We start from the raw sequence: 26,099 nt of genomic DNA, 5'->3' as shown, positions 1-26,099 counted from the left end.
AGGGGGACGCAAACGGAGGACACGCATGCGCACCGGAGAACGCAACGCCACCATTCGCCTCGCGGGATTCGCGGGCGCGTTGTTCGCAGCCGCCGCGGTCGCGCTGTCGGCTTACGCCGCGCACGCGGTGCTCGAACCGCAGGCGCGCGAACGCTTGATCACTGCGACGCTGTTCGCCTTCGGCCACGGCCTTGCGCTCGCGGCGCTCGCACGCCACGGCGCGCATTGGTTCGGCGGCCTCTCGCTGATCGCGTTGATGGCGGGCACGCTGCTGTTCGCGGGCAGCCTAGTCGGCGCCGTGTTCGCGCATGCCTCGACCGCGCTGGCGCCGATCGGTGGCATGCTCGCGATCGCCGGCTGGCTGATGCTTGCCCTCTATTCGCTGCGACGCTGAAGGAGGCGCGATGGCGCGGGTCTCTCGTGGTTTCGATACCGAAGCGGCGTGGGCGCATCTGGCCAAACGCGACCGCAAGCTCGGCAAGTGGATGGAACGCATCGGCCCGATCGAGCCCGATCCGCGCTGGCGCAAGCCCTTCGATCCGGTCGATGCACTCGCGCGCGCGATCCTCTACCAGCAGTTGAGCGGCAAGGCCGCGGCGACGATCGTCGGCCGCGTGGAAGTCGCGATCGACAACAACCGCTTCCACTGCGACACGCTCGCGCGCGTCGACGACCCTGCGCTGCGCGCGTGCGGCGTGTCGGGCAACAAGACGCTCGCGCTGCGCGATCTCGCGGCGCGCGAAGAACGCGGCGAGATTCCCACGCTGCGGCAGATGGCGACGATGGACGAGAACGCGATCATCGACGCGCTCGTGCCGATCCGCGGCATCGGTCGCTGGACGGTGGAGATGATGCTGATGTTCCGCCTCGGCCGCCCCGACGTGCTGCCCGTCGACGACCTCGGCGTGCGCAAGGGCGCGCAGATCGTGGACAAGCTCGAAGAAGTTCCGACGCCGAAGGTGTTGCTCGCGCGCGGCGAGAAGTGGGGGCCGTATCGCACGTATGCGAGCCTCTATCTGTGGCGTATTGCCGATGCGGCGACGGAAGCCAAACGCGATCCGACCGCGAAGCCGGTGAAGCGGTCGCAGGGGTAGTCGCGGAAGCCATGTGCTGGTTGCGGGCGGTTACACCAGGAAGGCGTAGCGCAACCAAGCGGGCTACCCAGCCTTCGCCGGCGATGCCTGCGGCGTACGCGTGCCGAAGCGCCGCTTCGCCCGCAACGCGGGCCGCTCGACGAGGAACCACGACATCGCCGCGAGCGCGAGCGCGATCAGCGTCGTCCACAACACGTTGTGCAACGGACCGCCCGGCGAGAAGGTCTGCACGACCTGCGCGACGGGCCATCCATACAAGTAGAGCCCATACGACAAGTCGTGGTGCGCCATGCGCGCGGGCGCCTTCGAGAATGCGATCCACAGCGTCCCGTAGCACACGAGCATGAAGTAGGGCGCCACGAACCACGGCGTACCGCGCGTCAGCGCCGCCAGCACGAACAACACCGCGACCGGTATCCACGACAGCCGCACATGGTCGCGATACAGCCACAACGCCGTGCCGGTGATGAAGAACGCGGCGCACCAGATGTCGTTCTCGACCCAGTCCGGCAGCGGCGCGCGCCACCAGGCGAAGACCGCTGCGCCGAACAACGCGAGCAGCCACGGCACGAGATAGCGCTTCGTCGTCAGCGCGCCGAGCATCGAGGCGATGAGCAGCAGGATGTACAGGCGCGCTTCGATCGGCAGCGTCCACAACGAGCCGTTCGCCGCGGTCTGCGGCAGCGTCGAGAACACGCCGGGCAGGAAGAATTCCGCGCGCCACAGCGTCGCGTTCGACCACAGGTAGCGCCACGTTTCCGGCGCGCGCCAGTAGTCGGGCGAAGTCGTCAACAACGGCCCGAGCACGAACACCGTCAGCGCGACGCACACCACCAGCGCGGGCACGATGCGCAACGCGCGCGAGGCGAGGTAGCCGCGCACGCTGTTGCGTTGCAGGCTCGCCGCGATGAGGAACCCGCTGACGACGAAGAACACGTCGACGGCGACCGCGCCGGCGAACTTGATCGTCGTGAACTTGCCGATCAGGTCGCCGCCCGGGGATCCGGTGATCGGCCACGCATGCCCGTAGATGACCAGCCACGCGGCGACCAGTCGAAGGATGTTGAAGTGGTTGCGCCCGGAGTCCCAGGCGTGCGCGATGGTGCGCGGCCCCGCGACTTCAGCCACGCCAGCACCAGTGCCAGGGTTCGTAGACGATGCCGTGCGGGTTGTCGCGCGGGTAGCTCAGCACGAAGCCGTGTCCCTCGGCGTTGCGCTGCAACCACTCGAACGCCGCGGTCTGTTCGAACGATTCCTCCGCCGGCGGTTCGTCGGGCGTGCCGATGTCGAGCGCGCGACCGCCGTGGTGTTCGCTGTAGCCCGGCGCGGCGTTGACCTGGAGGATCTCGTCGACGGTGAGCCCGCGCGCGAGCTTGCGTTCGAAGATGCCGAGTTGGTAATCGTGCGAGCGATAGCCGCTGATCGATTCGAGCACGACGCCGTCGCGCATCGCCTCGGCCTGCATGTGCAGCCAGGCGCGTGCGGCACCCGGCAGCAGCCACAGCGGGCGGCGGAATCGATCGAACCCCGCGAAGTCGAGGCGATCGGGTTCGGCGACCAGCGGCAGGCCGGTGCGCTGCGCGTAGTCGTCGTCGATGCCGAGCAGGTCGAGGCGTTCGCGCAGGCGGGTGAGGGGGAGATCGCGGACGCGTTCGAGCCCGGCGCGTTCGTGCGGGGCGAAGGCCTCGAGCGCGTCGAGCGCGGCGTCGATGCCGTCCTCGCGCGTCAGCCGCTCCACGATCGGCATCAGGCCTTCGGGCAACTCCGCGGCGAGATAGCGGCCGTCGCGCTTGCGGCGCAGCACGCGCGTGGCGCGCGAGAGCACGCGTGCGTCATGGTTGCTGCGCGCGCGCAGCAGGCCGCCGGGCCACACTTCGATGTCCGGCGTGTTGAGCAGTACCCTGGCGACGTTGCGCATCCGCCAAGGGTACCGACGCGCTCAGCGCGTGCGCCAGCCCCAGAAGGCGAGGGCGCCAGCGACGATGGCCGCCACCCACGATGCGGCGACGGGAATCGCCGTGCCGCCGATGTCCAGCGGGATGCCGGCGAACGCTCGCCAGGCTTGCAGCAGCGCGACGATGGTGAAGACCGCCGCCGCGACGGTGGTGAAGGGACGATGCGATGCAGCGTTCACTGCGCGCCTCCTGTTCAGATGGGCTTCTTGAGGTAGAGCTGCACGGCCTTGAACGGATGCGATTGCACCACGCTCACGAGTTCCCAGCCCTGCAGGCCGAGTTGCACCAGCTTTTCCTGCACGGCCTCCCGGGACAGCCCCATGAAGCCCGGCTTCACTTCCACCACGTAGTTCCAGCGATCACCCGCGGCCATTGTCTTCCTCCTCGTCCTTCGACGGCGGCGGCGCCGGGAGGCGCCCCGCCTTGCGCAGCGCGTCGCGCAACACGTACTCGATCTGCGCGTTCAGCGATCGCAGTTCGTCGTCGGCCCATCGCTGCGCGGCGCCGAGCACGTCGGCGTTGATGCGCAGCGGATAGGCCTTCTTCTCGGCCATCAGTACAGCGTGCCCGTGTTGACGATCGGCTGCGTACCGCGCTCGCCGCACAACACGACCAACAGGTTGCTGACCATCTGCGCCTTGCGCTCTTCGTCGAGCTTCACGACATCGTTCTTCTGCAACTCGGCCAGGGCCATTTCGACCATGCTCACGGCGCCGGCGACGATGCGCGTGCGCGCGGCGATGATCGCGTTGGCCTGCTGGCGCTGCAGCATCGCCTGCGCGATTTCCGGGGCGTAGGCGAGGTGGCTGATGCGCGCGTCGAGCACCTGCACGCCGGCGTCGGCCAGGCGATCGGACAACTCCTGCTGCAGGTGCGAGCTGATTTCGGCGGCATGGCTGCGCAGCGACAACTGGCCTTCCTCGTGCTGGTCGTACGGGAAGCTGGTCGCCATGCCGCGCAGCGCCGACTCGGACTGGATGTGCACGAAGCTCTCGTAGTCGTCGACGTTGAACACGGCTTCGGCCGAATCCACGACCTGCCACACGATCACCGCGGCGATCTCGATCGGGCTGCCGTCGAGTTCGTTGACCTTGAGCTTGCCGCTCTCGAAGTTGCGCACGCGCTGGCTGACCTTGCGCTTGGAATAGAAGGGGTTGTTCCAGCGCAGGCCGTTTTCCTTGACGGTGCCGACGTACTTGCCGAACAGGCTCACCACCGCCGCCTGGTTGGGCTCGACCATGTACAGGCCGAACAGGCAGACGAAGGCGACGACGTTGACGAGCAGGCCGGCCACGATCCATGCCGGCGCGTCGGTGCGGACCCCGTTGAAGCACAGGTATGCGCCGATGAGCAGCGCCACCAGCAGGGCAAGCAACATGGGGATGCCGGCGGCGGAACGGATGGGGTTCTCTTTCATCAAAGGCCTCGCTGGACCCCGGGATTGGGGTGCCAGTAAGTGATATCACTGTGATATCAGTCGCCGCAAGCGACAGGCGACGAACGGCGCGTCGTCCCCGAAGTGGGGGGTCGCGGGCTCAGGGGTTGGCGGGCAACCAGACCAGCGGCGCGGGACTGAACTCGCCGGTCGCGATCAGCCCCTTGCCGTCGGGCATCCACGCGAGACCTTCGGCCTGGTGGAGCCACGGTAGCGCTTGCGTGCGTGGCGGACGCGACACCGCTCGCGCCCACGATTCGCCTTCGCTGCGCGGATACAGCAACAGTCGGTCGTAGGTGAGCACCGCGAGCGTGCGGCCGTCGGGCGAAAGTCCGGCCGACGTCACCTGTCGGCCCAGTGCGTCGCGACGCGCGTCGGCCTGGGTCGATGTCGGAGTCGCGTCGGCCGGCGGCGCGAGCGTCGCGAGCAATCGTGCGGTCGCCACGCCGCGCGTGGGCCGCAACGGCACCGAGAACAACTGCGCGGGATTTCGCTTCTTCGAGATCAGCAGCACTTCGTTGGCGTTCGGGTCGACCGCGACGGCTTCGCAATCGCGCGGGCCGTCGGGCCAGCGGAACGCGATCGACCACGCGGGCCGCAACGTGGCGCCATCGGCGAGCTTCTCCGGCTCGGGCACGACGTGCAATTGCAGCGTGCGACGCAGGCCGCCGTTGTCGCCGGTGTCGGCGATGAGCAGCCAGCGTCCGTCGCGCCATGCGAATGCGTCGAGGTCTTCCCAGTCGGTGTTGCGCACGCCTTCCACGCGCAATGTCGCGATGCGCGAACCACGCTTCGAGATTGCATGCACGTAGGGGCCGTTGCCGCCGTCCTGCAACAGCCACAAGGTGTCGCGATGGGTCGGCGATGCGGCGAGGCCGCTCGTTTCGTCGAGCGCGCCGTCGAGGATCAGGCCGGCCAGGCGCGGTCGCGGGCGCTCGTCGCCGCCGCCGCACGCGGCGAGCAGGCAGGACAGGCCGAGGGCGGCGAGGGCGGTGCGCAGGCGCATGGGCGCGCAGCTTCGCACATGTCGAAAGCGGCCCGCGCGGCCCCGCGGGTACACTGTGCGCCCGCCAGCGAGACCTGCGTCCGATGCCCATGATCGGCACCCCGTTGTCCCCGCACGCCACGCGCGTGCTCCTGCTCGGCTCGGGCGAACTCGGCAAGGAAGTCGCGCTCGAACTGCAGCGTTTCGGCGTGGAAGTCATCGCCGCCGATCGCTACGCGAACGCACCCGCGATGCAGGTCGCGCATCGCAGCCACGTGCTCGACATGCTCGACGGCGCCGCGATCCGCGCGCTGATCGAACGCGAACGCCCGCACATCGTCGTGCCGGAGATCGAAGCGATCCACACGCCCACGCTGGTCGCGATCGAAGACGAAGCACGCGCCGGTGCGCACGGCGGCCTGCGCGTGATCCCGACCGCGCGCGCCGCGCGCCTGACGATGGATCGCGAAGGCATCCGCCGCCTCGCCGCGGAAACGCTGCAACTGCCGACGTCGCCGTACCAGTTCGTCGACACGCTCGACGACTATCGCGCCGCCGTGCGCGAAATCGGATTGCCGTGCGTGGTGAAGCCGGTGATGTCTTCCTCGGGCCACGGCCAGAGCACGCTGCGCACCGAGGACGACATCGACCGCGCGTGGGAGTACGCGCAGACCGGCGGCCGCGCCGGCGCGGGCCGCGTGATCGTCGAAGGCTTCGTCGACTTCGAATACGAAATCACGCTGCTCACCGTGCGCCACGTCGACGGCACGAGCTTCTGCGATCCCATCGGCCACCTGCAGCGCGACGGCGACTATCGCGAAAGCTGGCAGCCGCAACCGATGTCGACGAAAGCGTTGCAGCGCTCGCAGGAGATCGCGAAGGCGGTGACGGACGATCTCGGCGGATGGGGCGTGTTCGGCGTCGAGTTGTTCGTGAAGGGCGACGAAGTGTGGTTCTCCGAAGTCTCGCCGCGCCCGCACGACACCGGCCTGGTGACGCTCGCCTCGCAGGATCTGAGCGAGTTCGCGCTGCACGCGCGCGCGATCCTCGGCCTGCCGATCCCCGCCATTCGCCAACTCGGTCCGACCGCGTCGTGCGCGATCGTCGCCGAAGGCCACGGCGTGCCGGTGTTCGGGAACGTCGGCAACGCGTTGCGCGAACCCGACACGGCGCTGCGCCTGTTCGGCAAGCCGCGCGTGGCGGGCCATCGCCGCGTCGCGGTGACGCTCGCACGCGGGCGCGACCTCGACGATGCGCGCATCCGCGCACGCGATGCCGCTGCAGCGATCACGGTCCGTCTGGAAGAATGAGTCGATGAACGAATCCGAAGGCTACGTCGTCTACCTGTTCGACCAGGCGCTCGAAGCGCTGGGCGACGCGATCAAGCCCTACCTGCGCGAAGGGCCGGGCGGCCCGCACCTGCTGTGCAACGAGATCGACACGGCCGGTTCGCTGATCGAGCTGACGATCCAGGCACAGACGCAGGACGGACGCACGGTCGCGCTCGAGCTGATGTTCCCGCAGAGCATGGTCAAGATGGTCGTGTCGGCGCGCAGCGACGCGTCGTTCGGCTTCGCGCCGCGCGTCGCTCCCGCGTTGATGGCCGTGCTGCCGCCTGTCGCGGGCAGCGCGCCCGCGCCGCAGACGCCGACGCAGGCGGTGCCGCAGTCGGGCGAAGCGCCCGCGGTCGAGAAAGCCGAGCGAACCGACCTGCCGCCCGAAGGCTGAGCGGAGAAACAGGGGTCAGAGCACTATTTCGTGCGCGAAATAGTGCTCTGACCCCTGTTCTTGCTTTTTATCCCGCTTCCGCGCAGACCTCAAACGGGCATGGCGCGCCACCCGCGCCCGTCGAAGGCCTCCAGCGGCCGGAAGCGCCGCTTGTAGTCCATCTTGTCGTGGCCTTCGATCCAGTACCCGAGGTACAGGTGCGCGCGGTGGTCGCGTTTCGCCCACTCGATCTGCTTGAGCAGCGACAGTGTGCCGAGGCCGCGTTCGGGGAGGTCGGGTTCGAAGAACGTGTACACGGCGGACAACGCGTTCTCGACGACGTCGGTGATCGCGACCGACAGCAGCCGTCCCGGGCCCTTGCCTTCGACGCTGCGTTCGCGCAGTTCGAGGAAGCGGCCGTGCGACCAGCTGCCGATCAGGAACTGGTCGAACTCCACGCCGCCATGCTCATCCATTCCGCCGCCACGATGACGCGCGCGCAGGTAACGCTGGTAGAGCGCGAGTTGCTCGTCGGTGCGTTCGGCCGGCACGACGCGCGCTTCGACGTTGGCGTTGCGCACCAGGCATCGACGCTGGCTGCGGTCGGGGACGAACTGGTCGATCGGGATGCGCACCGCGACGCACGCGCGGCATCCCTGGCAATGCGGGCGGTACACGATGTCGCCCGACCGGCGGAATCCCCAGCCCAGCGCCATCGGATAGAGGTTGGGCATGCGCGGGTCGCGCGGATCGAGCACGAGATCGCGTGCGATGCGCGTGGGCCAATAGCCGCACGCGTGGTCGCCGGTGTGGAAGACGCGAAGTTCGTCCTGGTCCGGGGTGTTGTTGGCGCCCATGGCCCGAGCATAGCGCCATCGGATGCGAAGGCGTTGTTGAAGCTCGTGTTCAGAAGGTCAGGCGCCCGGACCCCACGAGTCCCGCGAGCAGCCCGCCGAATCCGGCCACGACGCCGCACGAGATGCCGAGCCAGCACTTCCAGCGTTCGCTGCGTCGCCGACGCGCGGCGCCGATGGGGTCGCGGGCGGCTTCGAGCGCATGGCGGCGCGCCATCGCGCGCGGCTGGACGACCGCCGTCTGCCAGAACACCGTGCCCATGAACAAGCACGTCGTGACGACCGAAGGAATCCATCCCTGCGTGTCGTGCGTGACCCAGAACAGCCCCACGATGTAGCCGACCGACGCGAGTGTGTTGATCGCGGCCGATCGTTTCAGCGCCTTGCGTTCTTCCGCATCCACCGCGCCCTTGAGTTGCTTCGTGAGCTCCATGCGGATCGCCGCGTACACGACGAAGAGCGCCAGGCCGATCCCGATCGCCGCGCCCGCGAAGGCCTTGATCACCGCCTTCGCGCCGACGCCGGCAGCGGCCGCGGTCCCCGTCCCGAAGATGCCGGCGGCCGCGGCGGGAGGGCTCGCCAGCACCAGCGCACTCGTCACGATCGTCGCGAAGCCCGCAGCGGGTGCGGAGGACTGTGCGAACTCGCCGAAACGTGCGAGCAGGTCGTCGCGCACCATCTGGCGCGCGCGCGACAAACGCTTGCGCACCGCCGCATCCGTCAGGCCGAGCAACGTCGCGACCTGCTGCGAACTCTGGCCTTCGCGATAGAACAGCAACAGGGTTTCGCGGCTTTCCGTCGGCAGCGCGGAGATCAGTTCGGCCGCCGCGCGCGTGCGCTCTTCGTCGATCAGCGCATCGGGCGGCAATGGCGCGGGGTCGGCGGCGGATGCGATCGCTGCCTCCATGCGGTCACTGGACGCGAAGTCGACGCGAAACGGCGCGCGCTTGTTCGCACGCAGGTGATCGCGCGCGAGGTTGCGCGTGATCTGGCGCAGCCACGGCAGGAAGCTGTCGGCGTTGTGCAGGCGGCGCAGGTGTTGCCACGCGCTGAGGAACGCGTCCTGCGCGATGTCTTCGCTGCTCGGCACGTCGCGCACGATCGCCAGGGCGATCGCGGTGACCGTGTTCTGGCAGGCGGCGACGATGCGCCCGTAGGCGGCGCGGTCCCCGTCGCGGGCGGCGGGGAGTTCGAGGCGGATCAGCTGGTCGATGGTGGTGTCCATGCCAACCGTGACGTCGCCGCGCGTGGAATGTGACTCAGCGGACCGACAGCACGCGCAGCACGCGCCACTGCAGCTCGGTCCGGCGCACCAGCAGCGTGCGGACCTGGGTCGTGGCCTGGCCCGAGGGAGCGGCGCTGGTGACCGCCAACTCGACCGTGCCCGTGCCCGAACCGTCGGTGCGATAGCCGCGCACGTCGAGGACCAGCACCTGCGCATCGGCGACGTCGGTGCACTCGAAGCGCGTGGTCTTCGGCAGCGTCGCGGTGATGTCGGGCGTCGCGGGCGTGCCGTCGATGCGCAGGCACGCGACGGGCGTGGCGTGCGTCGCGAGTTCGACCGCGGCGAGCGTCGTCGCGAGCGCGGGCGGTGTGTCGACGGGGTAGGCGTTGGGAACCGGGTCGACCTCGGCGGGCGCGGCGATCGCGGGCGCGACGGTCGCCGATGCAGCGAGCGCACCGGTCGAAGTCGCAGCGGGCGCAGTTGCCGCAGGCGCCTGCGTCGTCGTCGGCGTCTTGCCCATGCGCGACGACGCCATCCACGCCAGTGCGACCGCCACGACGATCGCGATCAGCAATCCGATCTTGTATCGGAACGCACGCCGCGTCGGCGTCGCGACACGAACTTCTCCGCCACCGCCGCCATGGATCGACGCGTCCGGCAGATAGCTGTCGCTGCCGCCGCGCGTGGTGTCGAGCAAGCCCGCATCGCGCAACAACTGTCGCGCGAGCGGTTGGTCTTCCGATTTGATCACCCATACCGCGGGCAGCGGTCCACCGCGCTCTTCATCGCGATACGTGCGCCGTCCGCCCCAGCCGCCCTTGTAGGAACGGCCATGCGTGATGCGCACCTCGATGCCGTGTTCCTCCAGCATCTTCGCGATGCCTTCGACGTTCTCCAGGCGCGCGCTCGAAAACACCTGCCGCATGTCAGCTTTCCTTCGCGGTCACGCGGATCAGGCCTTCCTGCGCGGTGCTCGCGACAAGCTTCCCGTTGCGATCGAAGACCTGGCCGCGCGCGAGGCCGCGACCGTCCTGCGCACTCGGGCTGTCGATCGAATACAGCAGCCATTCGTCCGCGCGGAACGGGCGATGGAACCACAGCGCGTGATCGAGCGAGGCCATCAACACGTTCGGCTGGTAATAGCTGATGCCGTGCGGGAACGTCGCCGTGCCGAGCAGGTGGAAGTCGGATGCGTACGCGAGCAACGCGCGATGCAGCTCCGGCGCATCGCCCACGCGTTCGGAAAGCTTGAACCACACTTGCTGATACGGCGGGCGCTTCGGCGGATTGAGCTCGTCGCGCGGATACACGTGGCGGAACTCGAACGGCCCCTGCCGCGACAACCAGCGCTGCACCTTGACCGGCAGCTTCGCGAGTTGCTCGGGCGAAGGGTCGGGCGTCGGGGCGATGTCCTCGGGCCGCGGTACTTCGGGCATCGAGAGTTGATGCTCGGCCTGGCCGCTTTCGACGCGCTGGAAGGACGCTGCGAGGAAGAAGATCGTTTCCCCGTGCTGGATCGCGGTGACGCGGCGCACCGAGAAGCTGCCGCCGTCGCGCGTGCGTTCCACGTTGTAGACGATCGGATGTTCGATGTCGCCCGCGCGCAGGAAGTACGCGTGCAGCGAATGCGCGCTGCGCGGTTCGGTCAGCGTGGCCTGGGCGGCCGACAGCGCCTGGCCGAGCACCTGTCCGCCGAACACGTACTTCGTGCCGATGTCGCGGCTCTGCCCGCGGAAGAGGTTGTCTTCGAGGCGTTCGAGCGAGAGCAGTTCGATGAGTTCGGAAACGGGGGCGGTCATGGCGTCAGGCGCTTGAGGGGGGTCGCGTCGAGGATGCGATGCCACGGGAACAACGGGCCCGGGTCGCGCTTGCGGTGGACTTGCCGTGTCGGATCGTCTTCCGCCGGCACCGTCGTCGTGTCGAGGTCTTCGTGGCCGGCAATCGAACGCAGCGACGGATATTCGTCCACCAGCGACTGCAGCAGCGCGACCAGCGCGACGATCTGCGCTTCGGTGTACGGCTCGTCCATCGCCTGGTGCGCGGCGTGCAGCCAGTGCGGGTAGCGCCCGGTGTTCACGAGTTCGACGCCGATCGAACGCGGGTTGTAGCCGCGCGTGTGGTTCGCCACGCGCTCGGGCGACACCCACAGGTGCACGCTGCCGTCGCGGTCGATGTAGTAGTGGCCGCTGTTGCCCGTGCCGGATCCCGCGTACAGCACGCGCTCGCCGAATTCGCGCGCGGTGGCGAGGTCGGGCAGCTCGGTGCAGTGGACGACGACGAGGTCGATCTGCGCGCGCGGGCGCGCTTCGAGCCGCGCTTCGTAGGGCAGCGGCTGCGTTTCGACGATGAGGTCGAGGGCGGGTGGAGGCATGGGCAGCATGGCCGCGATGCTAGCATTCGCGGGTTTCCCCCCATTGCGTCCGCGACCCCCATGGCGACGATCCCACCCCCCGGTTCCGCGCTCGGTCGCCTGATGGCGACGCTGCCGCGCGCCGGTCGCGTCGAGTGGATCGGCCTGCGGCCGAAGCGCGACGTCGCGATGCGCGCGGCCGAGTCGGTCGAAGCGAAGACCGGCGCAGGCCTGGTCGGCGATCGCTACGCGGGCGGCAGCGGCAAGCGCGGCGTCACGCTGATCCAGGCCGAGCACCTGCCTGCGATCGCGGCGCTCGCGGGCCACGATGCGGTCGCGCCCGCGTTGCTTCGCCGGAATGTCGTCGTGTCCGGCATTCCGTTGCTTGCGTTGAAGGGGCGGCGGTTCCGCATCGGCGACGTCGTGCTCGAAGGCACCGACACCTGCGATCCGTGCTCGCGCATGGAAGAAGCGCTGGGTCCGGGCGGGTTCAACGCGATGCGCGGCATGGGCGGGTTGTGCGCGCGGATCGTCGAAGGCGGCGCGTTCCGCGTCGGCGATCCCGTGTCGGCACTCGAACTCACGGAAGACATCATCACTGACGACATCAGGGACGACGATTGATGCGCGGCCATTGCATTCTTTCCCACGGCTTCGAAAGCGGCCCCGATGCGACCAAGGTCACCGCGCTCGCGGTGGTCGCCGAGCATTACGGCTGGACCTGCGAACGCCCGGACTTCACCGATCTCGACGGGCGCCGCGAGGTGAGCGATCTCGGCGACGTCGCCGCGCGCCTCGAACGCCTGCTCGGCCTCGCGCAGGCGGCCGCGGCGAAGGGCCCGCTGGTGCTCGCCGGCTCGAGCCTCGGTGCGTGGATCTCGGGACACGTGTCGTTGCAGGTGCCGGTCGCGGGCCTGTTCCTGATGGCGCCGCCGATCGCGCTCAACGCCGCGCATCCGATCGATGCGGCGATGGTGCCGACGTCGATCATCCACGGTTGGGACGACGACCTGATTCCCGCGGGCGACGTCATCAATTGGGCGCACATGCGCCGCGCGTCGCTGCTGCTCGTCGACGACGGACATCGCCTGTCGGAGAACGTCGACACCAGCGCGGAGGCCTTCGCGGCGCTGCTCGCGAAGCTCTGACATGAAATTCTTCGCCAGCTGCGGCAAGGGACTCGAGTACCTGCTCGCCGACGAACTGCTCGCGCTCGGTTGCGAGCGCGCGACCGCGACGATGGCGGGCGCGAACGTCGAAGGCACGCTGGCCGATGCGCAGCGCGCGGTGTTGTTCTCGCGCCTGGCGAGCCGCGTGCTGTGGCCGATCGCCGAATTCGATTGCGCGGACGAACACGCGTTGTACGCGGGCGCCGCGGCGGTGGATTGGGAAGCGCACCTCGGGCCGGGGCACACGCTCGCGGTCGACGCGCACGTCTCGGGCGATGCGTTGACGCACGCGCGTTACGCGGCGCAACGCGTGAAGGACGCGGTCGTCGACGTGCTGCGCCAGAAGACCGGTGCGCGTCCCGACGTCGATGTCGAATCGCCGGACGTGCGCCTCAACCTCGTCGTGCGCAAGGGGCGCGCGACGCTGTCGATCGATCTCGGCGGCGGTCCGCTGCATCGTCGCGGCTGGCGCCGCGCGCAGGGCGAGGCGCCGTTGAAGGAAAACCTCGCGGCCGCGGTGTTGCTGCGCGGCCAGTGGCCGGCGGTGTATCGCGACGGTGGCGCGCTGCTCGATCCGATGTGCGGCAGCGGCACGCTGCTGATCGAAGGGGCGTTGATGGCGGCCGACGTCGCGCCGGGCCTGCAAAGCCACGGCGCGTTGCCGCCGACGCGGTGGCGCGGGTTCGACGTCGCCGGATGGAAGACGATGGTCGAAGACGCGGAACGCCGGCGCGACGCGGGGCTGCTCGCGCTGCGCCCGGCGTTCTTCGGCAGCGACATCGACTTGCGCATCCTCGAAGCCGCGCGCGGCAACGCGCACGCGGCCGGCGTCGCGCACGTGATGGACCTGCGCGCGGCGCCCGTCGAATCGCTCACGCACGCGACCGACGCCGGGGCGCGCGGCCTCGTCGTCTGCAATCCGCCGTACGACGCGCGCCTGGCCGCCGATCCGATGCTGTATCGCGCACTCGGCGACGCGCTGCGCCGCAACGTGCCCGAATGGCGCGCGAGCCTGCTGTGCGGCGACGACGAACTCGCGCGCGCCACCGGCCTGCGCGCGAACAAGCGTTACCAGCTCTTCAACGGCGCGATCGAGTGCACGCTGATCGTCTGCGACCCCGTCGCGCCGCCGCATCGCGAACGCGCGACCGACACGCCGGCGTTGTCGGAAGGCGCGCAGATGGTCGCCAACCGCCTGCGCAAGAACCTGAAGAAGCTCAAGGCCTGGCGCGAACGCGAGGGCGTCGATTGTTACCGCGCCTACGACGCGGACCTGCCCGAGTACGCCGCCGCGATCGATGTCTACATCGCAGCCCCGACGTTAACGGGCGAGCAGCGCGAACAATGGCTGCACGTGCAGGAATACGCCGCGCCCGCCGAGATTCCGGAAGCCACCACGCGCAAGCGCCTCAACGAACTGCTCGCCGCCGCGCGCGAAGTCTTCGGCTTGCCGAAGGAACGCATCGCGCTGAAGACGCGCAGCATCGGCAAGGGCGGCAGCAAGTACGGCCGCTTCGATCGCCGCGGCGAAACGCTCGTCGTGCGCGAAGGCGATGCGCGCCTGCGCGTGAACCTGTTCGACTACCTCGACACCGGCGTGTTCCTCGACCACCGGCCGCTGCGCCTGCAGTTCGCGCGCGAAGCCGGCGGCAAGCGCTTCCTCAACCTGTTCTGCTACACCGGCGCGGCGACCGTGCAGGCCGCGAAGGGCGGGGCGTCGAGCACCACCAGCGTCGACCTGTCCGGCACCTACCTGCAGTGGTTGTCCGACAACCTGCAGGAGAACGGCATCGGCGGCGGCCGTCACCGCCTCGTACAGGCCGATGCGATGCAATGGCTGCTCGCCGACCGCGGGGACTACGACCTGATCTTCTGCGATCCGCCGACGTTCTCGAACTCCGCGCGCGCCGCCGACTTCGACGTGCAGCGCGAACACGTGCGCCTGCTGCGCGCCGCGCTGATGCGCCTGGCGCCGGGCGGCGCGTTGTACTTCTCGAACAACTTCCGCCGCTTCCGCCTCGACGAAGAAGCGCTGTCGGACATCGCGTCGATCGAGGACGTGACGCCGGCGACGATCCCGCCGGATTTCGAGCGCAACGCCCGCATCCACAAGTGCTGGCGCATGCGGCGCCTGGGAATGGACGCACGCGGATGAGCGCGGCGCGAAACTGGTGGGCCTTGTTCCGCCAGTGGTTGCGCGATCCGCTGCGCACGGCCGCCGTCGTGCCGTCGAGCCGCGAACTGGCGATGGCGATGCTCGCCGAACTTCCCAAGGGCGCGCAGCGCGTGATCGAACTCGGTGGCGGTACCGGCGCGCTGACGCGCGCCTTGCTCGCGCACGGTGTGCGCGGCGACAACCTGCTCGTCGTCGAACTCAGCGAAGAACTGCACGAACACCTGCACGAACGCTTTCCCGCGGTGCGCGTCGCGCTCGGCGACGCGCGCGACCTGCGCGCCGTCGCCGCGCGTTGCGGGTTCCTCGGACAAGGGCCGGTCGACGCGATCATCTCCGGCCTCGGCCTGCTCGCGATGCCGGTCGAGACGCAGCAGGAAATCCTGTTCGAGGCCTTCGCCAGCCTGCGGCCGGGCGGCCGCTTCATCCAGTTCACCTACGGCGCGCAACCGCCGGTCGCCGAATCGGTGCAGGAATCGCTGGGCCTGGTCGTGCATCGCGGCGACTTCGTGCTGCGCAACGTGCCGCCCGCGACGGTCTACGTGTACGAGCGCGCAGCCTAAGTCTCGCGCACCACGCACCGGACCGGCCACAACCCTGCGTTCCATCGGCGGCACTGGCAACGCGCGCGCATCGCCGCCACTGTTCCAGCTTCGCAACGAAGGAGGTGTCCCATGTCCACCCAGTCCTACGCCCGCGTGGCCCGCAAGCTTCGCGGCATGCCTGCGTCCGACGGCGCGGGCGTGAAGCTCACGCGCGTCATCGGCACGCCCCAGCTCGACATGCTGGACCCGTTCCTGATGCTCGACGAGTTCGGCACCGACAAGGCCGAGGACTACCTCGCCGGTTTCCCCGATCATCCGCACCGCGGGTTCGAGACGGTGACCTACATGCTCGACGGCCGCATGCGCCATCGCGACAACCACGGCAACGAAGGCCTGCTCGTGCCGGGCAGCGTGCAGTGGATGACCGCCGGTCGCGGCCTCGTGCACAGCGAGATGCCTGAGCAACAGGAAGGCCGCATGCGCGGCTTCCAGTTGTGGGTGAACCTGCCGAAGACGAACAAGATGGACGCGCCGCAGTACCAGGAGTTCGCACCGGATCGCATCCCGGTCGCGACGCCCGCTGCCGGTGTCGAAGTCAAGGTGATCGCAGGGAGCGTCGGCGACGTGCGCGGCCCGATCGTGCAGCCGGCCACGTCGCCCGTGTACCTCGACATCACGCTCGCGCCGAATACATCGTGGGCGCACCCGTTGCCCGAAGGCCACAACGCGTTCGCGTATGTGTTCGAAGGAAGCGCCGATGTCGGCGACGGCGAAGACAAGCGCCCGCTCGCGACGCAGGAACTCGCGGTGCTTGGCGGTGGCGAAACGTTCGCGGTGTCGTCGGGTGCCGACGGCGCGCGACTGATCCTCGTCGCCGGTCGCCCGCTGCGCGAACCCGTGGCGCGTTACGGCCCGTTCGTGATGAACACGAAGGAAGAGATCATGCAGGCGTTCGTGGATTTCCAGGAAGGGAAGTTTTGAGGCGTAAGAGCGGGAAACGGGAAACGGGGAACAAGGAGCGGGAAACAAGGAGCGGGAAACGAGGAGCGGGAAACGAGGAGCGGGAAACGGGAGAGTTGCTTTCGATTCGGCTCGCAGGTCTGTCGGCCGAAGCTGGTCTTTCCTCCCGTTTCCCGCTCTTCGTTTCCCGTTTCCCGTTTCCCGTTTCCCGCCTTCCCGCTCAGCGATCGGGCAACGGAATGAACTCCGTCTCCCCTTCGATCTTGCCGTACTTGTCGTCGAGCCAATCCTGCTTCGCCTGCTCGATGCGGTCCTTCGAGGACGACACGAAGTTCCACCACATGTGCCGCGGCGCATCGAGCGGTTCGCCGCCGAAGAGCATCGCCTTGACGATGCTGTTCGCGCGCAGTTTGTGGCGCGCGCCGCGGTCGAGCACCACCAGGTGCTGCGCGGGAATGTCGGCGCCGTCGAGTTGCAGCTTGCCTTCGAGCACGTAGATCGCGCGCTCGACGGCGGTCGTGTCGACGTCGAGTTCCGCGTCGGGCGCCATGTCGACCGCGACGTTGAACGTGCCGGCGAACACTTTCACCGGCGATTCGTGGCCGAAGCCGCGGCCCGCGATCACGCGCAGGGTGACGCCGGGCTGCGTGATCAACGGCAGCGAATCGGCGGCGTGGTGGTAGAACGCCGGCTCGACTTCCTCGTGCGACTTCGGTAACGCGACCCACGTCTGCATGCCGTGCAACGGATGCGGCGCTTCGCGCGTGCCCGCGGGCGTGCGCTCGGAATGCGCGATGCCGCGGCCGGCGGTCATCCAGTTGACGTCGCCGGGGCGGATGTCCTGCACGCTGCCGAGCGTGTCGCGATGCGTGATCGTGCCTGCCCACAGGAACGTCACCGTCGCCAGCCCGATGTGCGGATGCGGCCGCACGTCGATGCCGCGGCCCGGTTCGAACAACGCGGGGCCCATGTGGTCGACGAACACGAACGGACCGACGCTGCGCGCCTGGATCGACGGCACGGCGCGGCGCACTTCGAAACCGCCGAGATCGTGGATGCGGGGAGCGACGAGCGTGGTCATGCGCGTGGTCTCGTAGGGGTCAGTTCGCAGGATCGATGCGCAACGTGACGGGGGGACGTTCTTCGAACGCGAGGTCTTCGACGGTCAGGCGCCATGCGCCCATGTTCTTCGACGGCGCTTCGGGGAGATTGGCCTTCACGGTCGCCTGCGGACCGCCGGCGATCGCGAAGACAAATTCGAGGTCCGCATCGCCCGCGCGGATGCAACGCGCGTTCGGCGGGCAACGCGAATCCTGCGGCACGGCGACGAAGCGCAGCGTCGCGCCATCGGGCAGGCGCACGGTTTCGCCTTGTTGCATCGTCGTGCTCGTGCCGGTGGCGATCGTGCGCATCGCGCTGTCCTCGGATGACGCCGCCGAACTGGCGCAGGCGGTCAGGGCGGCGGCCGCGATCACTGCGGCAAGGGTCGTGCGGATCATGCGGCAAGCTCCGTTTGCGAGGCCGTCGAGTCTAGCGCCGCCTTCGTGACGGTGCGCGGCCCGCAGCGTTCTAGAAGCGTTGCGCCAGCAATAGCGGTTCAGGCATCCGCTCGTCGGCGGTGAACTTCATCACCATGTCGGCCGTCGACGCCATCGCCACGCGATGGCCGGGCGACACGATGACGGGCGCGACTTCGGGCTTGCTGCGCAACACCCAGCCGATCTGTTCGCCGTGTTCGCGCAGCGGCGTGTAGGCGCCGCGCACCTGGTGCAGGTCCGCGGCGGTGCCGAGCAGCAGTTTCTGGCCGACGCCGATCGTCGGCAGGCCCGTCACCACGCCGAAGTGCGAAGCCAGGCCGAAGCGTTGCGGATGCGCGATGCCGTCGCCGTCCACCAGCACGAGGTCGGGCATGTGCGGCAGCATGTCGAGCACGCGCAGCAACGCGGGCATCACCTGGAACGACAGGAAGCCCGGCACGTATTTCGTCGTCGCCGACACGTGCGCGATCTGCGCGTCGATTAGGTCGAGCGATTCGGGATCGACCAGCACCGCGACCGCGCGCGTGCGCGTGCCGTCGTCTTCCATCGCGACCGAGACACCGGCGACCAGGCGCGGCGGCTTGCGGAAACCGTCGCGCACGATCACGCGGCGGGCGAGCATGTCCTGCATCGCGCGCGCGTGCGCGGGCGTGCCGTCCCACGGATCCAGCGGGCTGGGCTCGTGCGTCGACATCACGAGGCGAACCACATCGTCAGGACCGCGCCGACGATCCATGTCGCGAGCAGCACCACGTTCCCCGTCGAACTGCCGGGGAACAACACCGCGCGCCGCGGATTGTCCGGATCGTAGTAGACGTCGACGTCGGTGCCCGCGCGCAGGCCGTGCATCAGGTCGAGCGCTTCGTTGAACCGGATCCGGTCGGTGACGCCGTAACTCAAGCGCTTGCCGTCGTACCATCGCGCGCCGACCTGGTAGCGGTAACGCGCATGCACCGAATGCGTGCCTTCGTTGTCGCCGACGTCCTGCACGAAGTCGTCTTCCTGCCACACCTTGCCGACCTTGCCGATCACCTGCGGCCATTGCCGCGAGGCGAGGCCCATGTGGATGCGCCACGCCTCGTAGCTGGCCAGCGCGAACTGCGCGAGCGCGGCGAGGAGCGTCCATTGCGCCATGGTGAGCATTCGAAAATCCCCCTGTCAGGCCGCCCGCTGCAACGCGGTCAGCAGCCCACGCGCAGCCTGCACCCTCGCGGCCGCATCGGGCAACTCCAGCTTCAGGCGCAGCTTGTCGGGGCCGTCCATCGCGTAGTGCTGCGGCTGCTTCTGGATCAACTGGATCACCGTCAGCGGATCGACGTCGGGCTTGGCCTCGAATTGCAGGCGCCCGCCGCCGGGACCCAGGTCGATCTTGCGAATGCCGATGCGCGTGGCCTGCAGCTTGAGTTCGGCGATCGCAAACAGGTGCTTGGCCGCATCGGGCAGCAAGCCGAAGCGATCGATCATCTCCACCTGCAGATCGCGCAATTCCTCGGGCGAACGCGCGCTGCTGATGCGCTTGTACAGCGTCAGGCGCGCGTGCACGTCGGGCAGGTAATCGTCGGGGATCAGCGCAGGCACGTTGAGCACGACGTCCGCGCCCTGGCGCTCGAACGAAGGATCTTCGTCGGGCAGCTTGCCCTGGCGGATCGAACGCACGGCGCGTTCGAGCAGTTCGGTGTACAGGCTGAAGCCGACTTCGGCCATCTGCCCGCTCTGGTCCTCGCCGAGCAGTTCGCCCGCGCCGCGGATTTCGAGATCGTGCGTGGCGAGCGTGAAGCCGGCGCCGAGTTCGTCCATCGATGCGATCGCATCCAGGCGCTTGCGCGCATCGCTGGTGATGCTGCGATTGTCCGGCACGACGAGATACGCATACGCGCGATGGTGCGAACGCCCGACGCGGCCGCGCAACTGGTGCATCTGCGCCAGGCCGAGCTTGTCGGCGCGGTTCATCACGATGGTGTTCGCGTTGGGAATGTCGATGCCCGACTCGACGATGGTGGTACACAGCAGCACGTTGTAGCGCTGCTTGTGGAAGTCGAACATCACTTTTTCGAGTTCGCGCTCCGGCATCTGTCCGTGCGCGATGCCGATGCGCGCCTCGGGCACGAGTTCCTGCAGGTCGCGCTGCATGCGTCCGATCGTCTCCACGTCGTTGTGCAGGAAGTACACCTGGCCGCCGCGCGCGAGTTCGCGCTGGTGCGCTTCGCGCAGGAGTGCGCCGTCCCATGGCGTGACGAAGGTCTGCACGGCGAGGCGATGCGCGGGGGGCGTGGCGATGATCGACAGGTCGCGCAGGCCGGCCATCGCCATGTTGAGCGTGCGCGGGATCGGCGTGGCGGTGAGCGTCAGCAGGTGCACGTTCGCGCGCAGCGCCTTCAGCGCTTCCTTCTGGCGCACGCCGAAGCGCTGCTCTTCGTCGACGATGACGAGGCCGAGATCCTTGAACCGCACATCCTTCTGCAACAGGCGATGCGTGCCGACGATGACGTCGATCTTGCCCTCGCCGAGCTTGTCGATTTCGGCCTTGATTTCCTTCGTGCTCTTGAAGCGCGAGAGCACTTCGACCTTGATCGGCCAGTCGGCGAAACGATCGCGGAAGTTGCGGTAGTGCTGCTCGGCGAGCAGCGTCGTCGGCACGAGCACCGCGACCTGCTTGCCCGCTGCCGCGGCGACGAACGCCGCGCGCACCGCGACTTCGGTCTTGCCGAAACCGACGTCGCCGCACACCACGCGGTCCATCGGCTGCGACGAGGACAGGTCGCGGATCACCGCTTCGATCGCCGCGTGCTGGTCCGGCGTTTCCTCGAACGGGAAGGTCGCCGCGAACGGTTCGTACATCGCGCGATCGAGATCCAGCGCGATGCCCGCGCGCGCCTGGCGCTTGGCCTGGATTTCGAGCAATTCGGCGGCGACGTCGCGGACTTTCTCCGCGGCCTTGCGCTTCGCCTTCGTCCATTGCTCGCCGCCGAGCGAATGCAGCGGCGCGGTTTCGGGCGACGCGCCGGAGTAGCGCGAGATGCGATCCAGTTGCGCGACCGGCACGTACAGGCGATCGCCCTTCGCGTATTCGATCTCGAGATATTCGCCGGGCGTGCCGCCGGCCTCGAGCGTGATCAGCCCGCGATAGCGACCGACGCCGTGGTCTTCGTGCACGATCGGCGCGCCTTCGGTGAGTTCGCCGAGGTCGCGGATGATCTGTTCGGGTTCGCGGCCCGCGCGCTTGCGGCGGCGCGGCTGCGAAGCGCGTTCGGGGAACAGCTGGCGTTCGGTGAGCACCGCGAGCGGCTTGCCGCCCGCGATCTCCGCATCGAGTGCGAAGCCGTCCTCGAACGGCGCGACCGCGATCGCGAAGCCCGTGTCGCCGGCGAGGAACGCATGCCAGCCGGCGACGACGTCCGGCTTCAGGCCCGCGGCGTGCAACACGTCGAGCAGTGCTTCGCGACGGCCCGCCGAATCCGCGGCGATCAGCACGCGGCCCGGATACGTCGACAGGAAGGATTGCAGCGCACCGGCGCCAGCTTCGCGCGCGGCGACCGGCACGTCGGGCGCGGGCTGGTCGCCGAGCGCGTGCGCCTGCTCGCCCTTCGCTTCTTCGCGGCCGAGCACGTCGATGCGCGGACGCGCATTGAGGCGTTCGCGCAATCCATCGGGCGAGAGGTACAACTCGGTCGGCGGCAGCAGCGGGCGTTCGATGTCGTGGCGGCGCTGCTCGTAGCGTTCGGCGGTCTGCGTCCAGAACGCATCGGCGCACGCGAGCGCGCCGTCGCACACGACCGGCAGCATGCGGTCGCCGAGGTATTCGAACAGCGTCGCGCTCGTACCTTCGTTGCGCGTGGCCTCGAAGAACAGCGGCAGGTAATACTCGATGCCAGCGGGCGCCAGGCCTGCTTTCAGATCCTGGAACAGCGCGCTGCGCCGCGTGTCGATGTCGAAGCGATCGCGCAACGCATCCAGTGCACGCTTGCGCGCTTCATCGTCGAGCGGCACTTCGCGGCCCGGCAGCAGTTGCACCGCGTCGACCTTGTCGAGCGAGCGCTGCGATTCCGGATCGAAGGCGCGGATCGAATCGATCTGGTCGTCGAAGAGTTCGACGCGATAGGGCTCGTGCGCGCCCATCGGATACACGTCGAGCAGGCCGCCGCGCACCGCGAAGTCGCCCGGGTCGAACACCTGCGGCACGTGGCGATAGCCGGCGGATTCGAGGCGGCGCTTTTCCGCGTCGAGGTCGAGCGTCTGGCCCACGCGCACGTCGAAGGTATTGCCGATCACGTAACGCACCGGCGCGACGCGCTGCAACAACGTCTGCACGGGCACCACGACGATGCCGCGCTTCAACGCGGGCAGGCGAAGCAACGCGGCGAGGCGCTGCGACACGATGTCGGCGTGCGGGCTGAACTGATCGTAGGGCAGCGTTTCCCAATCGGGGAACGGCAGCACCGGCAATGCGTCGTCGTCGCCGAGCAGCGTGCGCAGGTCCGCTTCGAGCTGGTGCGCGCCGTGGTTGTCCTTCGCGATCGCGAGCAGCGGACCGTCGTGCGCACGCGCCGCGCGTGCGATGTGGAAGGCGAGCGCCGACCCGGACGCGGGCGCGCGCCACCATGCGCGCGCGTGACCGGCGCGGGGAAGGGGCGGGGCGGGGAAGTTGGTGTCGGTCATGCGGGGCGCGAAAAGGAGAGCACCGCCGGGACGCGGGTGCGGCCAGCGGGAGGGGAGGGAAGTGTAGCCGGTGAGGGAAACGGGAAACGAAAAGCGGGAAACGGGAAATCAGCGTTCGCTTCGGCGCGCATTCCCGACAACCGAAGCGCACTTCGATCTCCCGTTTCCCGCTCCTTGTTTCCCGTTTCCCGCGCTTGCGTTATGCAGCCTGCGGCTCGTCGTGATCATGCACATGCGTCCCGCGCCCCGGCTGCAGATCCAGCACCACGCGCACCAATCCCGGCTCGTCCGTCTGTTCGCGACGGAAGCCCAGCGACTGCGCCAGCGCCAGCATCGGCTGGTTGTGTTCGAGCACGTCGCCGCACAGGCGTTCGAGGCGGCGGCCCTTCGCCCAGCGCACGAGGCGGCGCATCAGGTGGCGACCCAGGCCGAGGCCGGCGATGTAATGGCTGACGAGGATCGCGAACTCCGCTTCGCGGCCCGACTCGGTGATCGAGGCGCGGGCGACCGCGCCGACCAGCGCTTCGCCGGGCGGGAGCGGCTCGGCCGCGACCAGCGCGAACTCGCGCTTGGCATCGGGCCGGGCGAGTTTGTCGGCCATTTCCGGCGTCAATTCACGCACCGCATGCAGGAAGCGCTGGCGGATCTCGTCGGGCTCGAGCAGGGCGAAGCCTTGCCGCAGCGGGTCCGCATCGGCGGGCCGGATCGGTCGGATGAGCACTTCACGGCCATTGCTGAGCCGGATCTGCTCGTGCCACGGAGGGAGTCGGTTGCGGGCCGCCATTCAGCGACCATGCCAGAGGCGAAGTGAAGCTTGGCTCTACGACGGGCGACGACACGGGCGTTCGCATGCCCAAGTTAGACTCGCAGGCCATTCCCATTCATGTAACCCAACGCCATGGCAGGCTCCGGCGACTCCACCCGCGCCATCTTCTTCGCCCTCGGGGCGAATTTCGCGATTGCCTGCGCCAAGGGCGTGGCCGCGTATTTCACCAATTCCAGCGCGATGATCGCCGAGACGGTCCACTCGCTCGCCGATTGCGGCAACCAGTTGCTGCTCCTGCTGGGAATGAAGCAGGCCAAGCGGCCGCCGTCGCCGGATTACCCGCTCGGTTACGGCAAGGAAATTTATTTCTGGTCGTTCCTCGTCGCGCTGATGCTGTTCTCGGTCGGCGGCATGTTCAGCCTGTACGAGGGCATCCACAAACTTTCGCATCCCGGGAAACTGGCGAACTGGCCCTGGGCCGCAGGCGTGCTGACGTTCGGCATCATCGCCGAATCCGTGTCGATGCGTGCGTGCATGCAGGAAGTGAACAAGTCGCGCGGCGATCGTTCGCTGTGGCGCTGGTTCCGCGAGAGCCGCCAGGCCGAACTCGTCGTGATCTTCGGCGAGGACCTCGCTGCGCTGCTGGGCCTGGTGTTCGCGCTGGTTGCCGTGATGCTCGCCGTGATCACCGGTGACCCGATGTGGGATGCGCTGGGCAGCATCATGATCGGTGGGCTGCTCATCGTCGTCGCGGTATTCGTCGCGGTCGAAGTGAAGGCGCTGCTGATCGGGCAGAGCGTCGACTGGCACACGCAGCAGGCGATCCGCGAATACCTGGAGTCGCGTCCGCAGATCGCGCGCGTGCGCAGCCTGATCACGCTGCAGCTGGGCACCGAGATGATGGTGTCGGTGCACGCGGAGATGCGCGACACCGGGACGCCGCGCGAAATGATCGACGGGATCAACGAGATCGAGACGGGGATGAAGGAACGCTTCCCGACGGTGCGGTGGAGTTTCTTCGAGCCGGAGATGGAAGGAACTGGCGGCACGGACCAGGATTACGCGGCATCGGCGCCTTGATACTCAGGCAGGCGCGCGCAGCCACTCGATGCGCGCGTCGCCGCCAGCCGGTTCTTCGAGCGCGCCGCGCATCGCGCGCATCGTCGGCGCGAACTGCGTGTCGAACTGCCACGGAGCGTTGAGGATCAGCAGGCCGCTGCCGTTCATGCGCAGCGGCGAGTCGTCGGGGCGGACCAGCAATTCGATCGCCAGCACGGACTTCGCATCGAGCGCGGCCGCCGTGCGGTAGAACGGCTGCAGCGAACGCCGCAACTTGATCGGATACCACAGCGCGTACGTCGCCTGCGGCCAGCGCGACAAGCCGTCGCGCAACGCCGCGATCGCCGTGTCGAATTCCTCGAGTTGCGCTTCGTAAGGCGGATCGATCAGCACGAGCCCGCGCGCGAAGCGCACTTCGCCCGCGCGCGGCGGGAGCAACGCCTTCATCGCCGCATAGCCGTCGCGCGCATGCACCGCCACGCGCGGATCGTTGCGGAAGACCTCCTTCAATGCCGCGGCTTCCTCCGGCTGCAGTTCGCAGCAGGCGATGCGGTCCTGTTCGCGCAGCGCGTGCGCGAGCAGCCACGGCGAGCCGGGGTAGGCCTGCGGGCCGTGCGCGGCGCGGCAGGCCGCGACCGCGTCGAGGTAGCGCGCGATGCCGGGATCGCGCGCGCCGGCGAGCCGGGCCACGCCGCCTTCGGCCTCGCCGGTGCGCAACGCGGCGTCGGCGTCGAGCTGGTACAGGCCGCGCCCGGCGTGCGTGTCGAGCGCGAAGCAGGCCGCGGGCTTGGCGCGCAGGGCGTCGCACAGCGCGAGCAGGGCGACGTGCTTGAGCACGTCGGCGTGGTTGCCGGCGTGGAAGGCGTGGCGGTAGTTCATGGCCGCGCAGCATAGCCGGTGGCCGGGCTATGCTCCGCGCATGCGACTGCTGCTCGTGGAAGACGAAGCCCCCATCGCCGACACCGTGGCCTATGCGCTGCGCGAGGACGGCTTCGACGTGCGCCACTGCCTCACCGCGGGCGAGGCCCTGAAGGTGTCGGGTGAAGGGCGCTTCGACCTGGCGATCCTCGACGTCGGCCTGCCCGACCTCGGCGGTTTCGCGCTGTGCCGCGAACTGCGTCGCGGCGGCGACCTGCCGGTGATCTTCCTCACCGCGCACGCGGCGGAAGCCGAACGCGTGCTGGGATTCGAACTCGGCGCCGACGACTACGTGACCAAGCCGTTCTCGCCGCGCGAACTGGTGGCCCGCGTGCGCGCGGTGCTGCGTCGCGCATCGGCGCAGGCGACCGCCGCCGCGCCCGCGGCCTCGGGCAACGGGTTCGAGCACGACGCCGACGGCCATCGCATCCGCTGGCGCGGACGATGGCTCGACCTCACGCGCTACGAATACGGCCTGCTCGCCGCGTTGCTGCAACGCCCGGGCGCGGTGCTCACGCGCGCGCAACTGATGGACCGCGTGTGGGGCGACGCGCTCGAAAGCGGCGACCGCACGGTGGACACGCACGTCAAGACGCTGCGCGCGAAGTTGCACGCGGTCGACCCGCAGGGCGATCCGATCCGTACGCATCGCGGGCTCGGGTATTCGATCGAAACGTGATGCGGGCGGCCCTTTGAGCACGATCCTTTGA

Annotated in this window: 30 protein-coding genes; 11 read left to right on the top strand and 19 right to left on the bottom strand. The window is 68.8% G+C overall.

The window, feature by feature from the left end; genetic code table 11:
- Positions 1 to 25 precede the first annotated feature (25 nt).
- Both LK996_RS03420 and LK996_RS03415 read left to right on the top strand, forming a co-directional pair.
- Positions 26 to 394: a DUF423 domain-containing protein gene (locus tag LK996_RS03420; RefSeq protein WP_230525753.1), complete on the top strand. Its 369-nt coding sequence runs from the start codon at positions 26 to 28 to the stop codon at positions 392 to 394.
- 10 nt (positions 395 to 404) lie between these two features.
- Positions 405 to 1,094 carry a DNA-3-methyladenine glycosylase family protein gene (locus LK996_RS03415; protein WP_230525752.1) on the top strand — a complete coding sequence of 230 codons (690 nt, stop codon included), beginning with the start codon at positions 405 to 407 and terminating at the stop codon, positions 1,092 to 1,094.
- A 63-nt stretch (positions 1,095 to 1,157) separates the two neighbouring features.
- Here the strand turns inward: LK996_RS03415 and LK996_RS03410 are convergent, their stop codons facing one another.
- The 7 genes from LK996_RS03410 to LK996_RS03380 all read right to left on the bottom strand — a co-directional run bounded on the left by LK996_RS03410 (position 1,158) and on the right by LK996_RS03380 (position 5,490).
- Entirely contained in the window at positions 1,158 to 2,222 is a 1,065-nt protein-coding gene (locus LK996_RS03410; RefSeq protein WP_230525751.1) for an acyltransferase family protein, read from the bottom strand.
- Positions 2,215 to 3,012, bottom strand: coding sequence for a M15 family metallopeptidase (locus tag LK996_RS03405; RefSeq protein WP_230525750.1), 798 nt, complete (start codon positions 3,010 to 3,012; stop codon positions 2,215 to 2,217). The genes LK996_RS03410 and LK996_RS03405 overlap by 8 nt, the downstream gene beginning before the upstream one ends.
- 21 nt (positions 3,013 to 3,033) lie before the next feature.
- On the bottom strand, positions 3,034 to 3,228 hold the full coding sequence (locus LK996_RS03400) for a hypothetical protein (protein WP_230525749.1): 195 nt from the start codon (positions 3,226 to 3,228) through the stop codon (positions 3,034 to 3,036).
- A 14-nt stretch (positions 3,229 to 3,242) separates the two neighbouring features.
- Positions 3,243 to 3,422 (bottom strand): hypothetical protein, encoded by a 180-nt coding sequence (locus LK996_RS03395; protein WP_230525748.1) that lies wholly within the window; start codon positions 3,420 to 3,422, stop codon positions 3,243 to 3,245.
- The gene (locus LK996_RS03390) at positions 3,409 to 3,603 is read right to left on the bottom strand and encodes a type II toxin-antitoxin system antitoxin (RefSeq protein ID WP_230525747.1); all 195 of its coding nucleotides are present in this window, start codon (positions 3,601 to 3,603) and stop codon (positions 3,409 to 3,411) included. Before LK996_RS03390 ends, LK996_RS03395 begins: the two co-directional genes overlap by 14 nt.
- Positions 3,603 to 4,466 (bottom strand): SPFH domain-containing protein, encoded by an 864-nt coding sequence (locus LK996_RS03385; protein WP_230525746.1) that lies wholly within the window; start codon positions 4,464 to 4,466, stop codon positions 3,603 to 3,605. The genes LK996_RS03390 and LK996_RS03385 overlap by 1 nt, the downstream gene beginning before the upstream one ends.
- 118 nt (positions 4,467 to 4,584) lie before the next feature.
- Positions 4,585 to 5,490, bottom strand: a complete 906-nt coding sequence (locus tag LK996_RS03380; RefSeq protein ID WP_230525745.1) for an SdiA-regulated/phytase-like domain-containing protein — start codon at positions 5,488 to 5,490, stop codon at positions 4,585 to 4,587.
- An 83-nt stretch (positions 5,491 to 5,573) separates the two neighbouring features.
- Between LK996_RS03380 and purT the strand changes: the two genes are divergently transcribed.
- Both purT and LK996_RS03370 read left to right on the top strand, forming a co-directional pair.
- On the top strand, positions 5,574 to 6,779 hold the full coding sequence (gene purT / locus LK996_RS03375; protein WP_230525744.1) for a formate-dependent phosphoribosylglycinamide formyltransferase: 1,206 nt from the start codon (positions 5,574 to 5,576) through the stop codon (positions 6,777 to 6,779).
- A 4-nt stretch (positions 6,780 to 6,783) separates the two neighbouring features.
- On the top strand, positions 6,784 to 7,197 hold the full coding sequence (locus tag LK996_RS03370) for a hypothetical protein (RefSeq protein ID WP_230525743.1): 414 nt from the start codon (positions 6,784 to 6,786) through the stop codon (positions 7,195 to 7,197).
- An 89-nt stretch (positions 7,198 to 7,286) separates the two neighbouring features.
- Here the strand turns inward: LK996_RS03370 and LK996_RS03365 are convergent, their stop codons facing one another.
- From LK996_RS03365 to LK996_RS03345, 5 genes are read right to left on the bottom strand one after another with little or no spacing between them, the layout of a single operon-like run.
- The gene (locus tag LK996_RS03365; protein ID WP_230525742.1) at positions 7,287 to 8,033 is read right to left on the bottom strand and encodes an arginyltransferase; all 747 of its coding nucleotides are present in this window, start codon (positions 8,031 to 8,033) and stop codon (positions 7,287 to 7,289) included.
- 49 nt (positions 8,034 to 8,082) lie between these two features.
- Complete coding sequence (locus LK996_RS03360; RefSeq protein ID WP_230525741.1) at positions 8,083 to 9,255, bottom strand: RNA polymerase sigma factor; 1,173 nt, start codon at positions 9,253 to 9,255, stop codon at positions 8,083 to 8,085.
- Between the two features lie 34 nt (positions 9,256 to 9,289).
- Entirely contained in the window at positions 9,290 to 10,180 is an 891-nt protein-coding gene (locus LK996_RS03355; RefSeq protein ID WP_230525740.1) for a hypothetical protein, read from the bottom strand.
- A gap of 1 nt (position 10,181) precedes the next feature.
- Positions 10,182 to 11,054, bottom strand: a complete 873-nt coding sequence (gene tesB, locus LK996_RS03350; protein ID WP_230525739.1) for an acyl-CoA thioesterase II — start codon at positions 11,052 to 11,054, stop codon at positions 10,182 to 10,184.
- Positions 11,051 to 11,626, bottom strand: coding sequence for an N-acetylmuramoyl-L-alanine amidase (locus LK996_RS03345; protein ID WP_230526821.1), 576 nt, complete (start codon positions 11,624 to 11,626; stop codon positions 11,051 to 11,053). Before LK996_RS03345 ends, tesB begins: the two co-directional genes overlap by 4 nt.
- 60 nt (positions 11,627 to 11,686) lie before the next feature.
- Here LK996_RS03345 and LK996_RS03340 point away from each other — a divergent pair, with 60 nt between their 5' ends.
- From LK996_RS03340 to LK996_RS03320, 5 genes are all read left to right on the top strand, one after another.
- Positions 11,687 to 12,229: an MOSC domain-containing protein gene (locus tag LK996_RS03340; RefSeq protein ID WP_230525738.1), complete on the top strand. Its 543-nt coding sequence runs from the start codon at positions 11,687 to 11,689 to the stop codon at positions 12,227 to 12,229.
- Positions 12,226 to 12,753 carry an alpha/beta hydrolase gene (locus LK996_RS03335; protein ID WP_230525737.1) on the top strand — a complete coding sequence of 176 codons (528 nt, stop codon included), beginning with the start codon at positions 12,226 to 12,228 and terminating at the stop codon, positions 12,751 to 12,753. Before LK996_RS03340 ends, LK996_RS03335 begins: the two co-directional genes overlap by 4 nt.
- A gap of 1 nt (position 12,754) precedes the next feature.
- The gene (gene rlmKL / locus LK996_RS03330) at positions 12,755 to 14,929 is read left to right on the top strand and encodes a bifunctional 23S rRNA (guanine(2069)-N(7))-methyltransferase RlmK/23S rRNA (guanine(2445)-N(2))-methyltransferase RlmL (protein WP_230525736.1); all 2,175 of its coding nucleotides are present in this window, start codon (positions 12,755 to 12,757) and stop codon (positions 14,927 to 14,929) included.
- Positions 14,926 to 15,510 carry a class I SAM-dependent methyltransferase gene (locus LK996_RS03325; RefSeq protein WP_230525735.1) on the top strand — a complete coding sequence of 195 codons (585 nt, stop codon included), beginning with the start codon at positions 14,926 to 14,928 and terminating at the stop codon, positions 15,508 to 15,510. Before rlmKL ends, LK996_RS03325 begins: the two co-directional genes overlap by 4 nt.
- Positions 15,511 to 15,621: 111 nt before the next feature.
- Positions 15,622 to 16,473, top strand: coding sequence for a pirin family protein (locus LK996_RS03320; protein ID WP_230525734.1), 852 nt, complete (start codon positions 15,622 to 15,624; stop codon positions 16,471 to 16,473).
- A gap of 199 nt (positions 16,474 to 16,672) precedes the next feature.
- On the opposite strand, the gene LK996_RS03315 is transcribed toward LK996_RS03320, so the two are convergent.
- The 6 genes from LK996_RS03315 to LK996_RS03290 all read right to left on the bottom strand — a co-directional run bounded on the left by LK996_RS03315 (position 16,673) and on the right by LK996_RS03290 (position 23,430).
- Entirely contained in the window at positions 16,673 to 17,533 is an 861-nt protein-coding gene (locus LK996_RS03315) for a pirin family protein (protein WP_230525733.1), read from the bottom strand.
- Positions 17,534 to 17,552: 19 nt separating this feature from the next.
- Positions 17,553 to 17,951 carry a hypothetical protein gene (locus tag LK996_RS03310; RefSeq protein ID WP_230525732.1) on the bottom strand — a complete coding sequence of 133 codons (399 nt, stop codon included), beginning with the start codon at positions 17,949 to 17,951 and terminating at the stop codon, positions 17,553 to 17,555.
- Between the two features lie 70 nt (positions 17,952 to 18,021).
- Positions 18,022 to 18,684 carry a deoxyribonuclease V gene (gene nfi, locus LK996_RS03305; RefSeq protein ID WP_230525731.1) on the bottom strand — a complete coding sequence of 221 codons (663 nt, stop codon included), beginning with the start codon at positions 18,682 to 18,684 and terminating at the stop codon, positions 18,022 to 18,024.
- Positions 18,684 to 19,133 carry a DUF3592 domain-containing protein gene (locus tag LK996_RS03300; protein WP_230525730.1) on the bottom strand — a complete coding sequence of 150 codons (450 nt, stop codon included), beginning with the start codon at positions 19,131 to 19,133 and terminating at the stop codon, positions 18,684 to 18,686. The genes nfi and LK996_RS03300 overlap by 1 nt, the downstream gene beginning before the upstream one ends.
- Before the next feature lie 15 nt (positions 19,134 to 19,148).
- Entirely contained in the window at positions 19,149 to 22,646 is a 3,498-nt protein-coding gene (gene mfd / locus LK996_RS03295; protein WP_230525729.1) for a transcription-repair coupling factor, read from the bottom strand.
- 199 nt (positions 22,647 to 22,845) lie between these two features.
- Positions 22,846 to 23,430 carry a GNAT family N-acetyltransferase gene (locus tag LK996_RS03290; RefSeq protein ID WP_230525728.1) on the bottom strand — a complete coding sequence of 195 codons (585 nt, stop codon included), beginning with the start codon at positions 23,428 to 23,430 and terminating at the stop codon, positions 22,846 to 22,848.
- Positions 23,431 to 23,544: 114 nt separating this feature from the next.
- Between LK996_RS03290 and LK996_RS03285 the strand changes: the two genes are divergently transcribed.
- Positions 23,545 to 24,492 (top strand): cation diffusion facilitator family transporter, encoded by a 948-nt coding sequence (locus LK996_RS03285; protein WP_230525727.1) that lies wholly within the window; start codon positions 23,545 to 23,547, stop codon positions 24,490 to 24,492.
- Between the two features lie 3 nt (positions 24,493 to 24,495).
- On the opposite strand, the gene LK996_RS03280 is transcribed toward LK996_RS03285, so the two are convergent.
- On the bottom strand, positions 24,496 to 25,350 hold the full coding sequence (locus LK996_RS03280) for a 23S rRNA (adenine(2030)-N(6))-methyltransferase RlmJ (RefSeq protein WP_230525726.1): 855 nt from the start codon (positions 25,348 to 25,350) through the stop codon (positions 24,496 to 24,498).
- A gap of 40 nt (positions 25,351 to 25,390) precedes the next feature.
- Between LK996_RS03280 and creB the strand changes: the two genes are divergently transcribed.
- A complete protein-coding gene (gene creB / locus LK996_RS03275) occupies positions 25,391 to 26,068 on the top strand; it encodes a two-component system response regulator CreB (RefSeq protein WP_230525725.1) in 678 nt (225 codons plus the stop codon).
- The last annotated feature ends 31 nt before the right edge of the window (positions 26,069 to 26,099 follow it).

The organism is Noviluteimonas lactosilytica, from assembly GCF_020866925.1.
Classification (GTDB): Bacteria; Pseudomonadota; Gammaproteobacteria; order Xanthomonadales; family Xanthomonadaceae; genus Noviluteimonas; species Noviluteimonas lactosilytica.
Note: the sequence above shows the minus strand (reverse complement) of the source record. Positions and strands in the feature narration are given on the sequence as shown.